This is a genomic window from Segatella hominis, from assembly GCF_004535825.1.
GTDB classification, from domain to species: Bacteria; Bacteroidota; Bacteroidia; order Bacteroidales; family Bacteroidaceae; genus Prevotella; species Prevotella hominis.
Map to the genome: position 1 here is coordinate 47,763 of NZ_SGVY01000005.1, position 17,430 is coordinate 65,192.

The 17,430-nt window shown below is 41.7% G+C and carries 16 protein-coding genes and 1 other RNA gene; 8 read left to right on the forward strand and 9 right to left on the reverse strand.

Features of this window, described 5'->3' with window-relative positions; translation table 11 throughout:
* Positions 1-27 precede the first annotated feature (27 nt).
* The gene (locus EXN75_RS02880) at positions 28-948 is read right to left on the reverse strand and encodes a hypothetical protein (protein WP_134842713.1); all 921 of its coding nucleotides are present in this window, start codon (positions 946-948) and stop codon (positions 28-30) included.
* 51 nt (positions 949-999) lie between these two features.
* Entirely contained in the window at positions 1,000-1,782 is a 783-nt protein-coding gene (locus tag EXN75_RS02885) for an RNA methyltransferase (RefSeq protein WP_118118211.1), read from the reverse strand.
* Between the two features lie 179 nt (positions 1,783-1,961).
* On the opposite strand from EXN75_RS02885, the gene tamL reads away from it, so the two are divergent.
* Positions 1,962-4,100 carry a translocation and assembly module lipoprotein TamL gene (tamL, locus tag EXN75_RS02890; RefSeq protein ID WP_134842714.1) on the forward strand — a complete coding sequence of 713 codons (2,139 nt, stop codon included), beginning with the start codon at positions 1,962-1,964 and terminating at the stop codon, positions 4,098-4,100.
* Positions 4,101-4,116: 16 nt separating this feature from the next.
* Here tamL and EXN75_RS02895 read toward each other — a convergent pair whose 3' ends face one another.
* On the reverse strand, positions 4,117-4,608 hold the full coding sequence (locus EXN75_RS02895) for a hypothetical protein (protein ID WP_246031272.1): 492 nt from the start codon (positions 4,606-4,608) through the stop codon (positions 4,117-4,119).
* 109 nt (positions 4,609-4,717) lie between these two features.
* Here EXN75_RS02895 and EXN75_RS02900 point away from each other — a divergent pair, with 109 nt between their 5' ends.
* The gene (locus EXN75_RS02900) at positions 4,718-5,521 is read left to right on the forward strand and encodes an MBL fold metallo-hydrolase (protein WP_118118216.1); all 804 of its coding nucleotides are present in this window, start codon (positions 4,718-4,720) and stop codon (positions 5,519-5,521) included.
* Positions 5,522-5,617: 96 nt separating this feature from the next.
* On the opposite strand, the gene EXN75_RS02905 is transcribed toward EXN75_RS02900, so the two are convergent.
* The 4 genes from EXN75_RS02905 to EXN75_RS02920 are packed head-to-tail and all read right to left on the reverse strand — an operon-like array spanning position 5,618 to position 9,109.
* Positions 5,618-7,612 carry a tetratricopeptide repeat protein gene (locus tag EXN75_RS02905; RefSeq protein WP_134842715.1) on the reverse strand — a complete coding sequence of 665 codons (1,995 nt, stop codon included), beginning with the start codon at positions 7,610-7,612 and terminating at the stop codon, positions 5,618-5,620.
* Between the two features lie 50 nt (positions 7,613-7,662).
* Positions 7,663-8,223 (reverse strand): peptide deformylase, encoded by a 561-nt coding sequence (gene def, locus EXN75_RS02910; protein WP_022111561.1) that lies wholly within the window; start codon positions 8,221-8,223, stop codon positions 7,663-7,665.
* Entirely contained in the window at positions 8,220-8,636 is a 417-nt protein-coding gene (ruvX, locus tag EXN75_RS02915; protein WP_187349068.1) for a Holliday junction resolvase RuvX, read from the reverse strand. Before ruvX ends, def begins: the two co-directional genes overlap by 4 nt.
* Positions 8,633-9,109, reverse strand: a complete 477-nt coding sequence (locus tag EXN75_RS02920; protein ID WP_118118220.1) for an SPOR domain-containing protein — start codon at positions 9,107-9,109, stop codon at positions 8,633-8,635. Before EXN75_RS02920 ends, ruvX begins: the two co-directional genes overlap by 4 nt.
* 314 nt (positions 9,110-9,423) lie before the next feature.
* Here EXN75_RS02920 and EXN75_RS02925 point away from each other — a divergent pair, with 314 nt between their 5' ends.
* The 3 genes from EXN75_RS02925 to EXN75_RS02935 are packed head-to-tail and all read left to right on the forward strand — an operon-like array spanning position 9,424 to position 10,294.
* A complete protein-coding gene (locus EXN75_RS02925; protein ID WP_022111558.1) occupies positions 9,424-9,636 on the forward strand; it encodes a YtxH domain-containing protein in 213 nt (70 codons plus the stop codon).
* Positions 9,637-9,672: 36 nt separating this feature from the next.
* Positions 9,673-10,023, forward strand: coding sequence for a phage holin family protein (locus EXN75_RS02930; protein ID WP_134842761.1), 351 nt, complete (start codon positions 9,673-9,675; stop codon positions 10,021-10,023).
* Between the two features lie 7 nt (positions 10,024-10,030).
* A complete protein-coding gene (locus tag EXN75_RS02935; RefSeq protein ID WP_246031273.1) occupies positions 10,031-10,294 on the forward strand; it encodes a hypothetical protein in 264 nt (87 codons plus the stop codon).
* Positions 10,295-10,564: 270 nt separating this feature from the next.
* Here EXN75_RS02935 and EXN75_RS02940 read toward each other — a convergent pair whose 3' ends face one another.
* Positions 10,565-12,781, reverse strand: coding sequence for a RelA/SpoT family protein (locus EXN75_RS02940; protein WP_134842716.1), 2,217 nt, complete (start codon positions 12,779-12,781; stop codon positions 10,565-10,567).
* A 123-nt stretch (positions 12,782-12,904) separates the two neighbouring features.
* Here EXN75_RS02940 and EXN75_RS02945 point away from each other — a divergent pair, with 123 nt between their 5' ends.
* The 3 genes from EXN75_RS02945 (at position 12,905) to EXN75_RS02955 (ending at position 15,598) form a co-directional block, all read left to right on the forward strand.
* On the forward strand, positions 12,905-14,470 hold the full coding sequence (locus EXN75_RS02945; protein WP_134842717.1) for a DUF4301 family protein: 1,566 nt from the start codon (positions 12,905-12,907) through the stop codon (positions 14,468-14,470).
* Between the two features lie 168 nt (positions 14,471-14,638).
* Positions 14,639-15,046: RNase P RNA component class A (gene rnpB, locus EXN75_RS02950), an RNA gene on the forward strand.
* 120 nt (positions 15,047-15,166) lie between these two features.
* Positions 15,167-15,598, forward strand: a complete 432-nt coding sequence (locus tag EXN75_RS02955; protein WP_134842718.1) for a hypothetical protein — start codon at positions 15,167-15,169, stop codon at positions 15,596-15,598.
* A 296-nt stretch (positions 15,599-15,894) separates the two neighbouring features.
* Here EXN75_RS02955 and EXN75_RS02960 read toward each other — a convergent pair whose 3' ends face one another.
* Positions 15,895-17,229, reverse strand: coding sequence for an NADP-specific glutamate dehydrogenase (locus tag EXN75_RS02960; RefSeq protein WP_134842719.1), 1,335 nt, complete (start codon positions 17,227-17,229; stop codon positions 15,895-15,897).
* Positions 17,230-17,430 lie beyond the last annotated feature (201 nt).

Here is a 17,430-nt window from a genome sequence, read left to right on the forward strand (position 1 = left end):
CAGTTTCATTGGAAGATAAAAGTAGCTTCATTGATTAGTGAAAGAGCCTTCATTTGTATTTTGCAATTCTTTTTTCTTTTTCTCCAGACTGGTATTTGAACCATAGAGATAGGCATAGGAAATGCCTAACCAACTTGCAACGTATGTCAGGACAAATATCGTGATACTCAAGACAATCAAAAGTAATGGAGTGAAATAAGCAGGGACTCCAAGCGGGTCGCCACCTAAAGCTCCCATTTGAGATGACATCTGTGCCCAACTCATGATGAAGGTTGGTATCAGTACGATACAGGAAATGATGCAGATAATGATCGTTCCCAAGAAACCCATCAGGAAAATGCTGCCCAGATGTTTGACTCCCTCTTTGTAAGTGCTCCAAGGTTTCAGCTTTTCTTCTTTTTGTTTGAGCATAACATGGGGGATGATATGGGCAAATGGTAAAGCCAAGATCGCAACGATAACCAATAAGATTATTGCGACAATGCCCGTTACTGCATAAGTCAGAGTTAAAGTTGAATTTGCTGCCATAGCCTTGGTTGCCATGGCTTGGTAAATAGCAGACGTGCCTTCATATCCGAAACCGATGGCAAAACCACCTATTATTTCGAATATAATATATACGATGGTGAATTTCAGTAAATTCTTCCAGAATGATGTCTTGGTAAGCCATGTCCAGATAGCAGCACTACTGAGACAGAATGAAAACCATGTCATTGCATAAATGATGGTTTGCAGAAGGTATGACGTGATGGGATTTTCTACTCCCCAATCATGCAATCCCTTATTGGGCATTCTGAAATATACGGTAATTGCCATCAGAATAGCATAGATGAGTGTAGCCCACCATGTCTTCTTGATGAGTGAAGTAAAATGGCTTCCGGTGTAATCGTAAGCAGCTTTCATACAGGATGTTATGCTGCGGTTCTTGAATAAAACTTTAGTATACATGATCATCTTCGTTTATGAATGTTTCCTTCCTTTTAAAAACGTTTTCTTTCTTTATGAGAAGGATATGTCTTGCCTTCTGAATTCTGCACAAGTAATAGCGGTGGCTATCGCCACATTGAGACTGTCTGCAGTGGCTCTTCCTTCCGGGAAGTTGGGAATTAACAAGCGATGGTTGACGAGCTTTGTCAATGCAGGAGAGATACCTTTGCCCTCATTTCCCATGATGATAAAACCGCGGTTCTCTAACTTTTGCTGGTAGATGTTCTCGCCATCCAACAGAGTACCATAAATCGGTGTCTCCTGAGAAAGTGACTCCATCAAAGCCTGCAGGTTTCCATATTCCACTTTTACGCGGGCTATACTACCCATGGTAGCTTGCACTACTTTGGGATTATAGACATCTGCTGTGTCCAGACTGCAGTATATATGTTCGATGCCAAACCAGTCTGCGATTCGTATGATTGTTCCCAGATTTCCCGGGTCTTGGACTCCATCCAGTGCAAGATTGAGAATCGATGTATCTACTTCGGAAAAGCCTGTAGTAGATGTAGGGTGTTCCCTGCCGACCTGTTTGAAAACAGCAAGAACCTGTTGGGGGTGCTGTAAGAAACTCACTTTTTTGAGTTCTTCATCAGTTACTTCAATCACTTCTGTTGAGGCTCCAAAGTGTTTTCCTTTCAGCCATTCTTCTGTAGCAACAAGGATTTCTGCAGGCTGGAGTTCCAGGAGGTCTTCCACCACCTTATGTCCTTCGGCTACAAACACACCTTCTTTATTTCGGTTCTTTTTTAGCTCGAGTGAGTGAATATATTTAATTTTATTCTTGCTAATCATATATGTTATTTTCTATTCTTGTTATGAATCTTGTAATCCCTTTACTATAGGACTTATTTTTGGCAAAGTTACATTAAAAATAGGACATGGCAAAATATTCCTCCTGTTAAAGCCTTAATTTGTTTGAATTTTTATATTTTTTTTTCGTTGGCTCGATTTTTTGTCGTAACTTTGCAGCAATGAAGAGATATAGTTATATTCCGTTTTCAATCCTTTTGTTGACTACAGCTTGCTCTACTGGCAAGTATGTACAAGAGGGTGAGTATATATTAGATAAGGTGGCGGTTGTGTCAGATCAGTCTGATTATAATGCTTCCCCTCTATCTCAGTATGTACGTCAGAAAGAGAAGCCCAAGTTGTTTTCGCTTTTCAGAAATCCTTTCAGTCGCAAGCCTGTCATTTATGATACCTTGCAGGCTCGTCTGTCCTGTCAGGATCTGATGACGGCCATGCAGAATGAAGGATATATGAATGCGGGTGTTTCTCTTTATACTGAGACAAAAGGGAAAAAACTGAAGGCTACCTATCTCCTTCATCCTGGTCAGCCTTTTCTGATAGGAAAGGTAAATTATGACATCCAGGATGAAGGTATCCTGCAGTTGTTGCATCTCGACCAGCCTGCTAATCAGCAGATCAAGCCAGGAATGCGTTTTACTGTCGAAACTTTGGATAATGAGCGAAAACGTATTGCCAGTTTATTATCAGATAATGGATACTTCCGTTTCAATAAGGATTTTATTCACTTTGCGGCTGATACAATCATGGGGCGCAAGGATATAGCTCTGACGCTTCAGTTGAGAAAGTACAAGCCAAATAACAATTCTCCAGAAGTTGATCATACTCGTTATCTGATACGTGATGTGCTTTTCCAAAGTAATGATAGTGATCGAATCCATCTTCGCAAACAGGTTCTTCTCAATGCGACAGCTATCAAAGAAGGGCGACCTTATGATGCTTCTGCCTTGCAGCGGACATACAATAATTTCGCCCGTCTCCAAGCTGTAAAATATACGAATATTAAATTTGCGGAAGTGCCAGATACCAATTTGCTGGATTGTCATATTCAGATAAGTACCAATAAGCCTTCTACTATCTCTTTCCAGCCGGAAGGTACTAATACTGCTGGTGACTTGGGTGCTGCAGCATCCATTACCTATACCAATCGTAATCTCTTTCATGGAAGTGAGCAATTGAGTATAGAATTCCGTGGTGCTTATGAGGCTATTACCGGTTTGGAAGGTTATCAGGATCAGAACTATACGGAGTTTTCTGTAGAAACAAAATTGGTTTTCCCTCGTTTCCTTGCTCCATTTCTTTCCAAGAGTTTTAGGCGCAGACAGACAGCAAGTTCAGAATGGGCTGTAAGTTGGGATTTTCAGAATCGACCAGAATTTCATCGTAGAGTATTCTCTTCTGCATGGCGTTATCGCTGGAGTGAACCGAAGCATCATCTGAATTACCGCTTTGATTTGTTGGATCTCAATTATGTGTATATGCCTTGGATCTCTTCTACGTTCAAGCGTGATTATCTGGATAATGCGGAAAACAGGAATGCTATCCTGCGTTATAACTACGAGGATATCTTTATCATGAAGACTGGTTTTACTGTCAGTTATACGGATGGAGTAGATGCAGTCAGGGCTAATTTTGAGTCGGCTGGTAATCTGCTGAATGGTGTCTCTAAAGGATTTGGATTTAAAACCAATTCTCAGGGACAACATACTTTGTTTAATATCGCTTATGCGCAGTATGTGAAGTTTGATTTTGATTATACTCATCTGTTCCAGTTTGATAAGCGTAATGCCTTGGCTCTTCATGCTGGTCTGGGAGTTGCTTATCCTTATGGTAATAGCACGGTGCTGCCTTTTGAGAAGCGATATTTCTCAGGTGGTGCCAATTCCGTAAGAGGTTGGAGCGTAAGAGAATTAGGTCCGGGTAAGTTTAAGGGTACTGATGGCCGTATCGATTTTATCAATCAGACGGGTGATGTCAAACTCGACTTAAATGCTGAGTATCGCTCTTCTTTATTCTGGAAATTGCAGGGTGCGCTCTTCATAGATGCAGGTAATATCTGGACGCTCCGCAATTATGCAGAACAGCCAGGTGGCCAATTCAAGTTTACTGAATTCTATAAGCAGATAGCCGCTTCGTACGGTATGGGTCTGAGATTGAACTTTGATTATTTCATCTTGCGATTTGATGTAGGTATGAAAGCTATCAATCCTGCTTATGAATCAGAAAAGGAACATTGGTCTATCATCCATCCAAAGTTGAGCCGTGATTTCGATTTTCACTTTGCAGTAGGTTTGCCTTTCTAAAAAGGGAAGGGCAAACCTATTTTTGTAAGGTAGGTAACTGCTTGAGTTCTACTTTCCATTTGCCATTATGAATAGTCATAGGTAATGTGAACTTCGACTGTTTGATGAGGCGGGCTTCTTTACCGATTGTATCCATTTGGAGGAAATTGGTTATTTCCAGATTGACGGTAGCTGTTACTTCATCTTCATTGAAGTCTATGTCTCCAATTTCAATTTGAGCATCTTCGTTTTTTGCTTTCAGTAGCTCTATGTCAGCTTGGTGTACGTTGCTTGCAGCATAGCGTAACCAAACCTTTGATTCGGGCGTGCAAAACCTGGCTGCTTTTTCAAAATGCCAATTATAATAGTAGGTAGCGAAGGAATCAATGTCTGCTTTCAGTTGTTCTTCGCTTCCTTTATGTGGCTGGCAACTCATGAGTGACAAAAAAAAGAATAAACTTCCGCATACCATGGTGGGAAGTATGGGATATAAGTGTTTTTTTATGTATGTAATTACATTTCTTGCCATAAAACTGATGTTTAAATCTTATTAATTTGCTAAAAATTGCTACAAAGGTACTAAAAAACTTTGTAATATGAGTTTTTTTTGCTAATTTTGCATGAAAATATAATTTAAAATGCTGAGATTTATTTCCTTCGGCAGTGGAAGTAGTGGTAATTGCTACTATCTTTACACTGAGACGGATTCTATATTGATAGATGTAGGTGTCGGATTGAGAAGCTTAAAAAAGCATTTTCATAATTATGGCATGCAGTTTGAGGATATTCATCATATCCTTATCACTCATGATCATGCAGACCATGTTAAGTCTGTGGGAAGTTTGAGTAATGATTTTCATCTACCGGTATATACAACCCGTAAAGTTCACATGGGGATAGAGAGGAATTATTGTGTTCGCAAGAAGATCGTTCCGCAAAATGTCCATGTCATAGAAAAAGGGATTCCTTTTACTCTGGGAGAGTTTAAGGTTACACCATTTGGAGTTCCTCATGATAGTACCGATAATGTGGGCTATTTTGTGGAACAGGGTGGTGTATGCTTCTGTCTGCTTACTGATGTCGGACATATTACAGAAGAAATGCACGAATTCATAGGTCGTGCTAATTATCTGGTAATAGAAGCAAACCATAGTGTTGAAATGTTGTTGCAGGGTAATTATCCTCAATATTTGAAAGATCGTATTCTGGGTCCTAACGGACATCTGAGTAATGATGCTTGTGGAAAGGCACTTGCTGAATATGCAACTTCTAATCTCCGACATGTTTGGCTCTGTCATCTTAGTGAAGAAAACAATCATCCGGAATTGGCACGAAAGACTGTTGAACAAGTTTTGAGAAGTTATGGCATCGTGGCAGGAAAGGATTTCGGTTTGGAAGTGCTGAAACGTAAAACTCCGAGTGAAATCTATAAGTTATTATAATATGTATGCAGAAGGGGGTGTATTAAGCTGTTAATTTTGCTTGATACACCCCCTTTGTTAGAATTATCTGTTGCTGCATGACCTGCAAACAAGAATCTATTTCTTTACTTCTTTCTGTTTGTTTAGCTTTTTGATGACAGAGTAAGCATCATAAAGACCTAATTCTCCAGCTTTAGACAAATCTTGGATGGCAGTAGCCTTATTGCCTGTTTTTGAACGTGCTATACCTCTATTATAATATGCTTCTGCAAGTTTGTTGTCTATTTTGATAGCCATTGTATAATCATCAATGGCCTTAGATAATTCCTTGCGGTTAGCATGCAGATTTCCTCTATTATAATAAATGTATGCATTATTGTTATTGCTCAGACGGATCGCATCACTGAAATCTGCTTCTGCAGAATGGATGTTGATGATAGGCTGTCCTTCTGAAACATTGAATTCGTCCATTTCTGTCTGACAAACGGCTCTTTGCCAATATGCTAATGCGTTGGTGTCGTCCAACTTGATGTATTCTGTGAAATCACTGATGGCTGCCTCAAAGTCACGCAATACGGCATTGGCAACAGCCCTGTGAATCAGAAGCTCCTTCTTTCTTTCGTCATCTTTTGCTACGCTTAATTCTGCCGATAGTTTATCAATCAGCGAGATTATTTTCATAGAGCCGTTCTCGTCCAGTTGTTCCTTGTTGCAAACGATGTAGAGCTTTGTGTCCTTGTTTTGTTTGTTCAGAATATTGAGTTGCTCTACGTCCCTGTCGAATGCCTGTACACCCGTAATATTTTGTGTACTTGGGAAATAACTGATTCTGTACATAGGGAGATAAGCAGTCTCCACCAATCTGTTTTGAATGCGTCCGCGATACTCACTCTTGTATTCGTGCTCGTATTTTGGTTCGTCTTCTACTACAAGGCTTGCAAACTTATTCGGATCAATTTCTGAGCGTTTACGTATTTCTTTCTTGGTCTTGGAGCTCCATCTCGGTTGTATTCCCAGATGTTTGTTCATTTGTGCTTTAAGTATGCGGAATTCGTCAAGCTCCGCCTTATTTGTCATGCCAAGTCGTCTGTAACAGTTGGCACGATAGGAGAGCCCTGTCCAGAAATTAGGAAATTGATTGATTACCGTTGTAAAGTCACGGATGGCTGCACGGAGATTTCCTGTTTTCTCATGCAGGAGCGCACGGTTGAAAATCGCCATGAAATTTTGTGGCTCCATCTTGATGACGAAGTCAAAGTCGGAGATAGCTCTGTTGTCGTCTCCCAGTTGTACACGCATCAGACCACGGTTGTAGTGTGCGAGGAAATTATTCGGATCCAGGTCCAGTGCATTATCATAATCGCTCATAGCTCCCCTTAGATTGTTGAGGTTGATACGAGCCAAGGCCCTATTGATATAGTTGTTTACATTGTTAGGCTTGAAATGCAAAGACTTGGTGAGAGCCTCATCGGCAATGCTCCATTCTTTTCTTGCGAGAGCCATGTAGGCACGTGTGGTCCATGTATCTCCATCGTATGGATTGAGTTCCAGACTTTTATCCAGCCATTTTTCTGCACTTATGGTATCTTTTTTCTGGAGATACACTTCTGCCTTGAGAGAATAAGCATTGGAAAAGTCATGCCACTGCTTGATGATAGAATCAAGTTGTATCAGTGCAGGATCGTATTTCTTGTCCTGCATCAGACAGAGCGCACGGTTGAACCAATAGTTGCGATTTCTCGGTTCAATCTTGATGGCAGAATTGTAATCCTGGATAGCCTCATCATATTTGCTCTGTCTGATACGGCAAATAGCACGTAGGTCATAGATATCATTGATATATGGGTTGAGATGCAATGCTTCTGTAGCATCGCTCTCAGCACCCGTATAGTCATCGAGGCTGAATTTAGCCACGCTGCGATAATACCATGGTTCATAGAGATATGGCTTGGCGCCAATTGCTAAATTAAAGTATTTAATAGACAAAACATAGTCTTCGTAATACAGAGCACTTCTGCCTGCAGTAATGAGGCGATCTACTCGATATTGCGCAGCAACCGGTGCTATAGACAATGCAAGGAAAGCTATAGCCAAGAATCTCTTTTTGTTCATACTGAATGTATAAATAGAACTAAAACCTATTGAAAATGCTTTTTCGCTGATTAGCGACGAATTTTAGTGCGATAAGCACAGCGGAATTTGCCCTTGATGATGTTTTTAAGTTTACCGGCAATCATGTTTTTTCGTAGAGGTGAAATGCGATCTACAAACATGGTGCCCTCCAGGTGGTCAAATTCATGCTGCATAACTCTTGCCAGATAACCTTCCACCCATTCGTCGTGCTCCTGATACTCTTCATCAAGATATTTCACATGGATACGGGTAGGGCGGGTTACTTTTTCTGAGATGCCAGGGATAGACAGGCAGCCTTCTTCCAAAGACTCTGTCTTGCTTTCCTCGTCGCGCTCGATGATGTGAGCATTGATAAATGCTTTTCTGAAACCTTTGTACTCAGGGAAATCCTCGCTAAGTACATCCAAATCGATAACTACAACACGGATGTCGAGACCAATCTGAGGGGCAGCAAGACCTACTCCGTTGCTTGCGTCAAGAGTTTCATACATGTTGGAAATCAGCTGTTTCAGTTCCGGATAATCCGGAGTAATATCTTCAGCCACTTTTCTTAATACAGGCTGACCATATATATAAATAGGTAAAATCATTTTCTGGATTGCAAAAAATCTTGTAAAATAATGGTGGCGCTAATCTCGTCCACCAGTCCTTTGTTTTCTTTTCTTACTTTCTTCTTAACTCCGCCGTCTATCATTGCTCGATGGGCGAGTACAGAAGTGAATCTTTCATCATAGTACTCAATGGGAATCTCCGGGTGAGCCTTTCGCCATCTGTTGAAGAAATTCTCCACACGCGCCAGATTTTCACTGGGTTGCCCGTTGGGCTGCATCGGCTTGCCGATGACAATACGCTCCACCTGTTCTTTTTGTATATAGCCTTCGATGAAGGCAAATAGTTCAGATGTAGCAACAGTGGCCAACCCACCTGCAATAATCTGCAATGGGTCGGTCACTGCCAGTCCGGTACGTTTCTTACCGTAATCTATGGATAAGATGCGCATTATTTCTTAAAGAGCAACCAAGCGTCTGGGTACTTGCTGGCACGGAGCTCGTTACGGCTCTTTACGGCACCAGCCTTATCTACGAATGTGGAAGCAACCACACGATACATATTGCGCTCACTGTTGAATACGATTTGTGCGTCATAGCCAGAACTCTTCAATGTGTTGTAGAGACCCTCTGCGTTAGCCTTCAAAGAGAAAGAACCTACTACTACGCTGAAATTCTGGAGACCAGAACCTGCAACGAGTGATACATTCTCCTGACGTACTGATGCATTATCTACTTCTGTATTTGTTGATTCGCTAGGAGTAGTTGTCTCCAATGGAGTAACAACTGGTTCTGTTGTTGCAGGCTGCTGTACTTCCTGAGCCTGTGCTTTCTCGTATGCTTTCTTATACATGCTTTCTTTAGACTTACAACTTGCAAGTGCCAAAACAATGCACAAGCCTAAGCTCAAAACTGATAATTTCTTCATAACTTAATGTTTTTATTGTTTAACTTATTTGATTTCTTAGTTGTTGAGTAGTGATATAATCACCAACAGTTGACAATTCGTGTCGCTTTCGTTCTGCGAAAATACAAATAATATTGCAAATACAACAAGAAACCTCGCATAAAGTTTGTTAAAACGTGGGTAATACAACACCTTTAAATAAAAATTAAGGAAAAAATCATTGTTTATTGAATTTTATTTAGTACATTTGCAACATAAAGAAGTCATCGGACCATCTTTTAAGGTTAGCCCGTTGATCTCTTGATAACATGTTTAACAATAAAAACTTAGTAATTATGAAAGCATTAGGTTACATTGGAGCTTTCCTCGGCGGTGCAATCGCTGGTTCAGCTTTAGGTTTGATTTTTGCTCCTGAGAAGGGTGAGGATACACGTAGCAAGATTGCTGATGCAGTTGACAATTTCTGCAGCAAGCATAACATCAAACTCAGCAAAAAGGATGTTGATGATTTGGTAGATGACATCAAGGACGCTGCTCCTGAGGTATAATTTGTCATGTCTTTTTGAGGACGATAATTTATCATGATGTTTTCTAACGATAAAAATGTAGAAACTATTGGGCAACTTGTTGAAGTGCTCAAACACTATATCGGGCTTCAGACGGAATACGTGAAGCTCGATATAGTGGATAAAGTAGTACGCTTGCTGACTGCCTTAACTGTTACCGTAGTGTTAGTCGGCTTGCTCATGATTGCCCTTATTTATTTGTCTTTTGCCTTGGCTTATGGCTTGGGTGAACTTATTGGAAATGTTTGGGGATTCTGCATCGTTGCGGCAATATACCTATTTATATTAGTGGTATTCATTATATTCCGCCATCAATGGATAGAACGTCCTTTGGTGAAATTCCTTGCAGGTATTCTTATGCAAAAATAATGATAAGATGATGAATCAAGATAATTCTAATCCGACGCAATATAGTTCATTGACAGAAATCCGTTTGCGAAAAGAATTGTTGCAAAAGGATATCGAGGCTGATGATGCAAGAATCAAGGCTTTGTGGAAATCATTATTTTCAAAGCCTGATGCTTTATCCAAGAACGCAAGCCCAGGCAAAAGGATGCAGAGTCTGTTTTCCATCGGTGTTAGTGCATTCGATGGGGCTTTGTTGGCTTGGAAACTCTATAGAAAATTCAAGAAAACATAAAAAAAGGGTCACCGCTGTGACCCATTCCTTGTTAACCTTAAATCTAATACTATGAAAAACACACATACAAAAATAGTTATTATATCCGAAATAGCAATGGATTTTTATGAAAATCCGTTTATTTATAACCTACTTTAACATTTGTGCGCTTGTACTTAAATAAAATTAAGGCTAAATACCGATACTATAAGCATCAAGCATTTAGCCTTTATCTTGTTGGATTTATGCCGAAAAATTATATGATAACTTCAGCTAATCTTTGTCTTACGTTTAGATTCTTATTACCTGTTTTACTCCCTTTACTGCACTCAGTTTCTTGATGAGTGTTTCGGTCTTTGTAGCATCATCTATCATGACGGTTACATTACCAGAGAAGAGTCCATCCTTGGATGAGATGTTGATTCCACGCATCACGAGTTTATCTTCTTTAGAAATGATATTGGTAATGTTGCTGACAATACCTATGTCATCATTTCCGATAATTCGCAGAGTAATGGCATATTTGGAAGTACCTTTTCCGCTCCAGCGGGCTCTTACGATGCGGTAACCGAAACGTCTGCGCAATTCGCGGGCATTTGGACAGTCGGTACGGTGAATCTTGATACCTTTGTTGATGGTTACGAAACCAAAAATCGGATCACCATAGATAGGGTGACAACAATGAGCAAGTTCGAAATCTATACCTTTGAGATTTTCGTCTATAGTAAGCACGTCGTCGCTTTGTTTCACCAGTTCCTCTGTTGGATTTTCGTATTCGAAGTTGGCTGCGCTTTCAGCAGGTCTGGTAGCGTTGGACAAGTTGAGCTCGTGGTCACGTTCTGCCACGTATCTGTCGATAACACTATTGACATCCAGTTTTTCTTCTGCTATATCTTTATAGAAATCCGAGTTCTCTTTGTAGCCCATCTTCTTGATGATACGCGCCATCGTGCTCTCATCAATATCGATTTTGCGGTTTTTAAATCGTCGCTCGATAAGTTCTTTGGCAAGGAGACCATCCTTCTTCTGGGTTTCCTTGAGGGCGAGTCTGATTTTTGCTTTTGCCTTCGAGGTCTGTACGATATTCAACCATTCTTGTCTTGGCTTTTGATTGCTCTGGGTGAGAATCTCAATCTGGTCGCCGGAATGGAGCTCTTGTCTGAAGCTTACGGCCCTTCCGTTGATTTTACCTCCCACGCAGTTGTTGCCAATACGCGAGTGGATATAGTAGGCGAAATCAAGCACAGTGGCACCTTTCGGGAAGTTGAGCAGATCACCCTTCGGGGTAAATACATACACCTCATCTTCCTTCAGATCTGTGGTGAACTGGTCCATCAATTGCAGATCGTCATTGTTCTCCAGCGCACTTCGGATATTGGCAAGCCATTCGTCAATGCCGCCTTCTCCCTGTCTGATACCTTTATAGCGCCAGTGGGCAGCCAGGCCATGCTCGGCGATATCGTCCATGCGTTCTGTTCTGATTTGTACTTCCACCCATTTCTTTTCCGGACCCAGTACGGTGGTGTGCAAACTTTCATATCCATTACTCTTAGGTACGGATAACCAGTCGCGCATACGCTTCGGATTAGGCTGATACATGTCCGTGATGATGGCGAACACTTGCCAGCATTGTTTGTATTCCATTTCACGAGGCACATCAAGGATAATTCTGATGGCAAACAGGTCATATACACCTTCAAATCCGCATCCCTGCTTTTTCATTTTCTGCCAGATGGAATGGATGCTCTTTGTTCGTCCCTTCATGTGATATTTCAGTCCAGCTTCATTCAACTTTTCCTGAATAGGTTTGATAAAACGAGCGATATAAGCATCTCGGGATGCTTTTGTGGCATTCAATTTCTCCTTTATTAAATAATAGGCATCATGCTCCAGATACTTCAGACTGAGATCTTCCAGTTCGCTCTTCAGTTTATAGAGACCCAATTTGTGGGCGAGTGGGGCATAGAGGTAACTGGCTTCCTCGCTGACTTCCTTTTTAGCCTCTTCCTGCTTCGTGTCTCTTATCTGTCGCATCACATTCACGCGGTCTGCTATCATGATGAGGATCACACGCATGTCTTCAGAAAACGAGATGAGCAGATTTCTGAAATTCTCGCTTTCTATGATAGGATTTCGTTTGTACAGATCGTGAATGCGGAGCAGACCGCCGATGATGTGCTCCACGTTGTCACCATATTTGCGTTTGATGTCTGCTAAGGTCTGGTATCCGTCGATGACGCTGGTCTGCATCAGTATGGAAATGACACCATCTCGTTTCAGACCAATTTCGTTGACAGCTATTTCTGCAGTCTGGAGTGCATGCAAAATAGGATTCAGTCCAAACACGTCACGTCGTATTTGGTGATTTTCGAAAGCATGGTGGATATCCTCACGCAAATTGGTTTCATCTTCCTGCGTGAAAGTCTCTCCGATGGCATTTCTCAATCTTTCGAGGATGAGCAGGGTTTGCTCCTTCTCTTCGGGTGTAAATGTAAAAACTTCGTTCATTTTTATCCCTCCTTGTTAATATTTTGCTGCAAAGGTACAAAAAATCGCGCAAATATTTCGCTTTTTCAAAAAAAGTTACTATATTTGTGGCATAATCGCATAAAATAACATAAATGTGGTATTATGAATCAGCAAGATCTAAATCAAATCAAGGCTCGTGGCATTAGCGAGCAACAAATTGAACATCAGTTGGAGCAGATCAAGAATGGTTTTCCTTTCTTGAAGCTTGAGGCTGCTGCCGCTATCGGCAAGGGTATCATGGCTCCTACAGATGATGAAGTGAAAAATTATGAGCAGGCTTGGAATGAGTACAAGGCTGAGGGGCACAAAATCGTGAAGTTTGTACCTGCATCCGGTGCAGCCAGTCGTATGTTCAAGAACATGTTTGCTTTCTTGAGCGCTCCTTATGATGTACCTACTACAGACTTTGAGAAGCATTTCTTCGAGAACATCAAGAAGTTTGCTTTCCGTGAGGCTCTCTGTGAGAAATGTCGTGAGAATGAAGGCAAGGGCATCAAGAAACTGATGGGTGAAGGTAACTACAAGGCTGTGGTGGCTAACCTTTTGGAAGCAAAGGGACTCAACTACGGTCAGTTACCTAAGGGCTTATTGCTTTTCCATGAGTATTCTGCAGATGAGGTGCGCACTCCTATGGAGGAACACCTGGTAGAGTCTGCTCTCTATGCAAGTAGCAATGGTGAGGCTAACGTACACTTTACAGTTTCTCATGACCATTTGGAACTTTTCAAGCAGAAGGTGGCAGAGAAGGCTGATTTCTATGCAGAGAAGTTTGGTGTGAAGTACAACATCTCTTTCTCAGAGCAGAAACCAAGCACCGATACGATTGCTGCTAATCCTGACAACACGCCTTTTCGCAATGAGGATGGCAGCTTGCTGTTCCGTCCAGGAGGACATGGCGCTCTGATCCAGAATCTGAATGAAATTGATGCCGACGTTGTCTTTGTGAAGAACATTGATAATGTAGTGCCAGATCGCTTGAAAGCTGACACAGTAACCTATAAACAGGTTATTGCTGGTATTCTGGTTACGCTTCAGAAGAGGGCTTTCAAATACTTGAATTTGCTTGACTCTGGTCTTTATAATCATGAAAAATTGGAGGAGATTATCCGCTTCGTTCAGCGTGATCTCTGTTGTCGCCGTGCAGATATCAAGGAATTGGAGGATGCCGAACTGGTTATTTATTTGCGTAAGAAATTGAACCGCCCTATGCGTGTCTGCGGCGTAGTCAAGAATGTCGGTGAGCCTGGTGGCGGTCCTTTCCTTACTTATAATAATGATGGTACTGTAAGTTTGCAGATTCTTGAGAGTTCTCAGATTGATACAAACAATGAGGAATACATGAAGATGTTTACTCAGGGTACTCACTTCAATCCGGTAGATCTCGTTTGTGCTACAAAGAACTATAAGGGCGAACCATTCAATCTGCCTGATTATGTGGATTCTACTACTGGCTTTATTTCAAGCAAGAGTAAGAATGGTAAGGACCTGAAGGCATTGGAGTTGCCTGGTCTGTGGAATGGTGCGATGAGCGATTGGAACACCGTCTTTGTAGAAGTTCCTCTGAGCACTTTCAATCCAGTAAAGACCGTCAACGACTTGTTGCGTGATCAGCATCAGGCTGTCATTGGCGGTGTAAAGCACGAAGGAGGTTGCTGCTGCAAGCACTAATTTGATTGCGCCTATTTATCCTGCACTTACTATGATTCGTGCGTATATATAATAAGGTGTAGGAAGAAATAGAATACGGCGTAAGAAGACCTCTATAGGTTAATATTGGAAAAAAGTAAAGAAACATAGCAGAGATTCAAAAGTTTTTTGTACCTTTGCAGACTGAAAGCAGCGCTCCGGTCTGTCGCTGGCATTCCTTCATAGGAATGCGGGAGGAAAGTCCGGGCAGCATAGGGCATCCCACTTCCGAAAATAGAAGCTATTGGTGACAGTAGGTGTCGGCAGAAGAAAATAACCGCTTTTACTATCTTGCTCTTTGAGTGGGGTGGTGAGAGTAAGGGTGAGAAGGTGGTGTAAGAGACCACCAGCTGGCGGGTGATCGTCAGGTTGTGCCATCTGGGAGCTGTAAGCTCATGTAAACCGCAGTTTGAGGGCGGCTCGTCCGAAGTCTTCGGACTACTGTGGAGGGTAGAGTGCTTGAACCTAAGGGTGACTTTAGGGCTAGATAAATGGCAGACTCTGTTCTTACTTCTTGTAAGATACAGACAGAACTCGGCTTATAGGGGCACTGCTTTCTTTTTTTACAGAAAAAGAATGAAGGCGAAGGTTTCTCGTGATAAGATACCTTTGCTTTTTTCTTTTGTAATTGTTGTGGTGATTTTTGCAGGAATATTCAATATTTAATATAATAAGAAAATGAACTTAAAAGATCCAGAGAAGGAGTTTTTTGATGACTTCGAACATAAGGTGACTGACAAGATCAAAAAGTATGGCGACCGTCCAAACTTCCCAAAGTTGGAGGATTATGGTATCGAGCGGATGGAGTTGGAGGATTACCTCTTCGACAAGCAAGCCATCATGGATATGGGTGGTACTCCTCGCCATAAGATGACTGTTGGAGGTATTATTACTTTGATTCCAATCATCATCTTATCTGCAATGCCAGATAGTGCCTACGTTTATGGCAAGACCTGGACGTCCGTCTTGGCGATTGTCATTGGTTTGATGCTGACCCTCTGTTTTTATGCGGTTTTGAAAGCTATCATCCAAATGAGATTGAGCAAGCATAAAGATTCCAAGTTTGAGACTTACATAAAGGCAGTGCTCTTCTATCAACCTACAGAATAGTAGGCTGAACCCATTTTTATTGTGGTGTTCAGTATCATATTAGTGGTGCAGATTTCCTGCTAAACAGAGGCATTTGGATGGTAGGTTTTAATGATGCGCTTTATTAGGTTTTAATGATGCGCTTCGTTAGGTGCTAATGATGCGCTTTATTAGATGTTAATGATGCGCTTCGTTAGAGGTTAATGAAGCGCTTCGTTAAGTTGCGCTCTTTTTAAAGCAAATTTTTTACGCATAAAAAAAGAAAGTAGGCCGTTTTTGACCTACTTTCTTTGAGTAATATCTTAAAGTTGATATGATTATACGATACCCTGAGCCATCATAGCCTTAGCTACCTTCAAGAAACCTGCTACGTTAGCACCCTTTACATAGTTAACGTAACCGTCAGCCTCTGTACCATACTTCACACAGTTAGCGTGAATGTCGTTCATGATGTCGTGGAGCTTAGCGTCAACCTCCTCACGAGACCACTTCAAACGCTCTGAGTTCTGGCTCATCTCAAGACCTGATACAGCAACACCACCTGCGTTGGCAGCCTTACCTGGAGCGTAGAGAATCTTAGCATCCTGGAATACCTTGATAGCTTCTGGAGTAGATGGCATGTTAGCACCCTCGCTGACAGCGATCACACCATTAGCGATGAGAGCCTTAGCAGCTTCCTCGTTGATCTCATTCTGAGTAGCAGATGGGAGAGCGATGTCTGCCTTCTCAAACCAAGGCTTTGCACCCTCTACATACTTCACGCCATATTTCTCAGCATACTCCTTGATACGACCGCGCTCTACGTTCTTGAGTTCCATGATGTAGTCGAGCTTCTCGCGATCGATACCTTCTGGATCGTAGATGTAACCGTCAGAGTCAGAACATGTCACTGGCTTAGCACCCAACTCGATCAACTTCTCCATTGTATATTGAGCAACGTTACCAGAACCAGATACCAAAACAGTCTTGCCCTTGATGTCGATGTTCTTTGTAGCGAGCATGTTGCAGAGGAAGTAAACGTTACCGTAACCTGTAGCCTCAGGACGGATACGGGAACCACCGAACTCCTGACCCTTACCAGTCAAGACACCCTGGAACTGGTGAGTCAACTTCTTGTACATACCGAAGAGGTAACCAACCTCACGGCCACCAACACCTATATCACCTGCTGGAACGTCCTCGTCTGGACCCATGTGACGGTAAAGCTCAGTCATGAAAGCCTGGCAGAAACGCATCACCTCGTTGTTGCTCTTACCACGTGGAGAGAAGTCAGAACCACCCTTAGCACCACCCATTGGGAGAGTAGTCAAAGAGTTCTTGAATGTCTGCTCGAAAGCCAAGAACTTCAAGATGCTCAGGTTTACAGACTTGTGGTAGCGAAGACCTCCCTTGTATGGACCAATCACGTTGTTGTGCTGGATACGGTAACCCATGTTAGTCTGAACGTTACCCTTATCATCTACCCATGATACACGGAACTCGATGACACGGTCTGGAATGCAAAGACGCTCGATGAGGTTTGCTTTCTCAAACTCAGGGTGCTTGTTGTACTCTTCCTCGATGGTACCAAGTACCTGACTAACTGCCTGGATGTATTCAGGCTCATTAGGGAATCTTCTCTGGAGATTCGCGATTACTTCTGATGCTTTCATAATCTTAATCTTTTATTGAGTTTAAAATTTTTATTTTCTTGTTTGCGGTTGCAAAGGTAAAGAAAAAGATTGAAATAACAAACAAAAAGAAAGAAAAAATGATGTAAAAGTAGAAAAAAGTCACTTTTTTAACTTTTTGTAAGACGAAAGGGGCTATTTTTAGTGTACGTACACCTTATTATATATAGGGAATGCCTAAAT

Excerpts from the sequence above, each read along its gene's own strand:
- EXN75_RS02900 (WP_118118216.1), top strand. The coding sequence starts at position 4,718 with ATGCTGAGATTTATTTCCTTCGGCAGTGGAAGTAGTGGTAATTGCTAC.
- EXN75_RS02925 (WP_022111558.1), top strand. The coding sequence starts at position 9,424 with ATGAAAGCATTAGGTTACATTGGAGCTTTCCTCGGCGGTGCAATCGCT.
- EXN75_RS02885 (WP_118118211.1), bottom strand. The coding sequence starts at position 1,782 with ATGATTAGCAAGAATAAAATTAAATATATTCACTCACTCGAGCTAAAA.
- EXN75_RS02955 (WP_134842718.1), top strand. The coding sequence starts at position 15,167 with ATGAACTTAAAAGATCCAGAGAAGGAGTTTTTTGATGACTTCGAACAT.
- EXN75_RS02920 (WP_118118220.1), bottom strand. The coding sequence starts at position 9,109 with ATGAAGAAATTATCAGTTTTGAGCTTAGGCTTGTGCATTGTTTTGGCA.
- EXN75_RS02935 (WP_246031273.1), top strand. The coding sequence starts at position 10,031 with ATGATGAATCAAGATAATTCTAATCCGACGCAATATAGTTCATTGACA.
- EXN75_RS02960 (WP_134842719.1), bottom strand. The coding sequence starts at position 17,229 with ATGAAAGCATCAGAAGTAATCGCGAATCTCCAGAGAAGATTCCCTAAT.
- EXN75_RS02895 (WP_246031272.1), bottom strand. The coding sequence starts at position 4,608 with ATGGCAAGAAATGTAATTACATACATAAAAAAACACTTATATCCCATA.
- tamL (WP_134842714.1), top strand. The coding sequence starts at position 1,962 with ATGAAGAGATATAGTTATATTCCGTTTTCAATCCTTTTGTTGACTACA.
- EXN75_RS02905 (WP_134842715.1), bottom strand. The coding sequence starts at position 7,612 with ATGAACAAAAAGAGATTCTTGGCTATAGCTTTCCTTGCATTGTCTATA.
- EXN75_RS02940 (WP_134842716.1), bottom strand. The coding sequence starts at position 12,781 with ATGAACGAAGTTTTTACATTTACACCCGAAGAGAAGGAGCAAACCCTG.
- EXN75_RS02945 (WP_134842717.1), top strand. The coding sequence starts at position 12,905 with ATGAATCAGCAAGATCTAAATCAAATCAAGGCTCGTGGCATTAGCGAG.
- EXN75_RS02930 (WP_134842761.1), top strand. The coding sequence starts at position 9,673 with ATGTTTTCTAACGATAAAAATGTAGAAACTATTGGGCAACTTGTTGAA.
- def (WP_022111561.1), bottom strand. The coding sequence starts at position 8,223 with ATGATTTTACCTATTTATATATATGGTCAGCCTGTATTAAGAAAAGTG.
- EXN75_RS02880 (WP_134842713.1), bottom strand. The coding sequence starts at position 948 with ATGTATACTAAAGTTTTATTCAAGAACCGCAGCATAACATCCTGTATG.